2 protein-coding genes are annotated in these 2,934 nt (G+C 70.9%); one reads left to right on the top strand and one right to left on the bottom strand.

The window, feature by feature from the left end:
- Positions 1-513 precede the first annotated feature (513 nt).
- Complete coding sequence (locus ACWEQL_RS41925; protein WP_452156800.1) at positions 514-999, top strand: hypothetical protein; 486 nt, start codon at positions 514-516, stop codon at positions 997-999.
- Between the two features lie 257 nt (positions 1,000-1,256).
- Here ACWEQL_RS41925 and ACWEQL_RS41920 read toward each other — a convergent pair whose 3' ends face one another.
- Positions 1,257-2,702, bottom strand: coding sequence for a hypothetical protein (locus ACWEQL_RS41920; protein WP_452156798.1), 1,446 nt, complete (start codon positions 2,700-2,702; stop codon positions 1,257-1,259).
- Between the last annotated feature and the right edge of the window lie 232 nt (positions 2,703-2,934).

Here is a 2,934-nt window from a genome sequence, read left to right as displayed (position 1 = left end):
CCGCCATCGCGGAACGCTTCGCCCCGCAACGGCGCCGCCCGGCCACAGCCATCATCGAACACGCGGGCCAGGAGTTCCCCGACTTCGACGACATCGTCCTCGAACTCTGCCGGTAACCCGCAGATCACCCGGACGCTTCCACGACGGACAGGACCCCTCGCGGAGGAGACGCACATCCCGCCCCAGGCCGTCGGGCCTGCCACCCGGGTACTGCCTCCGCCGCCTGTCCGTGGTCGCAGGCGGTGCTCCCGTCTCCTGGGTAAGGGGTTGCCTGCCAGGCGTGCTCGGAGGCGACCTCGACCTCCCGGAGGCGGCGCGGCAGGCGTGGTGGTCGAGCCGGGCCATCCCTTCTCCTGCTCCAGGGTGAGCGGCGGAGCACCGAGGGCGGCGGGCGCATTCGCGGCCGGGATGTGGCTCGGTAACGGCGTCAACGAGCCCGTCACCGCAGACGACACCACGTCACCGCCGAAGCCAGACTGCCAGCGGGAAGCAGCGGGCGGGGACAATCAAGGGATGGCCCGCAATGAGATCCGGTTCGACAGCCAGCAACGCGACAATCGCGGCGTGCTTGAGATCGTCCTGCGCATCGACGGAATCCCCCTCACCGAGCTGATCGACAGGTTCGAGCTGGACGCCGGGATGCAGCCCGCGGGCAACGCCTACGGCGGGCTCATCCCAGAGTTCTTCCGCTTCGGCCCGATGGAAGACCACTTCCACGGTCGTTCCACCAACGCGATGGGGCCGAAGACGCCGTTGCTCGGCTGCGAGTGCGGGGAGTGGGGATGCTGGCCGCTCATGGCCCGCATCACCGCGACCCCTGAGCTCGTGACCTGGGACTCCTTCGAGCAGCCCTACCGCACGGCCCGAGACTACACGGGGTTCGGACCGTTCCGGTTCGACCGCCACCCATACGATGAGGCCTTGCGGGCTCTGAGCACGGTGATCGGCTCCGGCGTCGACAAGACGCGAACACGAGCGTTCCCGGGTCCGGCCTGCTGAGCTACCCACACCTGAACTGCCATCACGCCCTCCCCGTCCTGATCGTCAGACACCCGACCGGGTGCCACGGCGCGAACGTGCCCACCGCAGCGGATTGCGACCGAGCACTTCGCCTGGCGGCACCGTCGGCGACCGCCACCGCGGCTACGTCGACTCCCACGGCACGGTGGTGGTCAGGGCGCGCCACCGGCTCGCCCTGGTCTGACCTGGCATGCCCTCGGCGGGCACTTCCGTGAGTCCATCCCGCCGTAGATCGGTCAGCCAGGGGTAGCGGCGGGATTGCGCATGTGCTGGAGGCAGAGGTGCAGTCCGGCGTCGTCGTCGACGTCGCGCAGCCACGGGACCGGTGCGAGGAGGGTGTTGAGGTCGTCGGTGACCGCTTCGTCGAGGAAGGCGTCCAGGTCTGCGGGGATGGAGTCGCCTGTCAGACAGAGCCAGGCGAGGGCGGCGCTCACGCGGACGTCAACCGGTCGGTCGGTGGCCTGCCACCAGGCGCGCATCAGCCCGGTGGTGGCCGGATCGCGCTCCTCGAAGGCGAGCTGGCCGAGGGCCAGAACCAGGCAGGCCCGCACCACCGGGTCGTCCTCGACGGCGAGGCGGACGTTGAGCGCGGCCGGAACGGCGGGCGGCGCGGCCATGGCCGCGGCCAGTGCGTAGGCGGTGTTGCTCCGGACGACGGAATCGGGGTCGTCCAGCAGGGGAAGCAGCAGGTGGGCGTCCGCCGCCACCGCCTCGCGGGCCGCTTGCACGGACCAGTTCGCCAGATAGCCGCTCGGATCGATGTACATGGTCCGGGCGGAATGGGCGGCGCGCAGCAGGCCGGTGCGGGTGCCGTCGCCGAAGTGCTGGCGGCGTGCCACCGCGGCGATCAGCAGCAGGACGTCCGCGCGGTGGCGGGGGTGTGTGGTGGCGATGCGGATCAGGAACGGGACGGCCAGTGTGCCGGCCACGGAGCTGGTGCCCTGGTGCCAGACACCGCCCCACAGTGCCCCGAGGGCCCGGTCCGCGGTATGCGCGTCGCCGGTGCGCAGTTTCTCCAGCAGGTCCGGTACGTCGGATCCGGACCCGTGGTTGTGGTCGAAGAGGTCGAAGGGCACCGCGTCGTAGCGGAAGGCGTCCTTGGCCGTGGTGGGTAGGGCGGCCATGACCGCGCGGACATCCTGGTCCGTGCCCGCGTGGAAGTCGGCCCCGCCCTCGCCCGTTATGTGCGGAATGCCCTCGCCGCCTCGCCACCCGCCCTGCTCTGCCGTGGCGGCCTGGGATGGAGCGAGCAGTTCCAGGATCCGCTCGATGTCGCCCCGTCCCTCGGCCGTGGTGGCCGGTGCCGACACCGGCGCGGACTCCCCGAGGTGGGACACGAGTGACTCCAGCACCTCCTGCGTCCGTCCCGCTGTCGCGAGAAGCTCGGCGAAATCCCGGCAGACCCGGCGCAGTTCCCCCATGGCCTCGTACGACTCATCCGGACGCAGCAGCGCCAGTTCCTCCTCCGCCCGCCTCCACCGGAGCAGAACCTCGGTGGCCGCCTGGAGAGCGGCGGGCAGTCCCGCCTCGACGAACGGCACCAGGACGGTCCAGGCCCACTCGAACTCACCGGCCTCGCAAAGCCCGCGCACCGCCGCCCGGGCGCAGAACCAGTCCCCCCGCTCATGCGCCGCCTGCACCACCAGGTCCACATGGCCCAGTTCGAGAAGGACCCCCACCATCTGCGGGGGAATCCGCTCCCCGTCCCGCACCCGTCGCCAAAGATCGTCCATGTCCACACGGGCAGCCTAGAAGCCCCCACCGACACCACCCGGCGCAGAACGGTTGCCGACGGTGACACCCCCGGGGGGCCGGCCAGGACCCGCCACAGCAAGAACAGCTGGGGGCCAGCGCCGAAAGGTACTTCGCGATCCCGATCCAGGCCGTGGAGGAATGACCGCTGCGCCCGTGTCG

Source organism: Kitasatospora sp. NPDC004240 (assembly GCF_053603215.1).
Note: the sequence above shows the minus strand (reverse complement) of the source record. Positions and strands in the feature narration are given on the sequence as shown.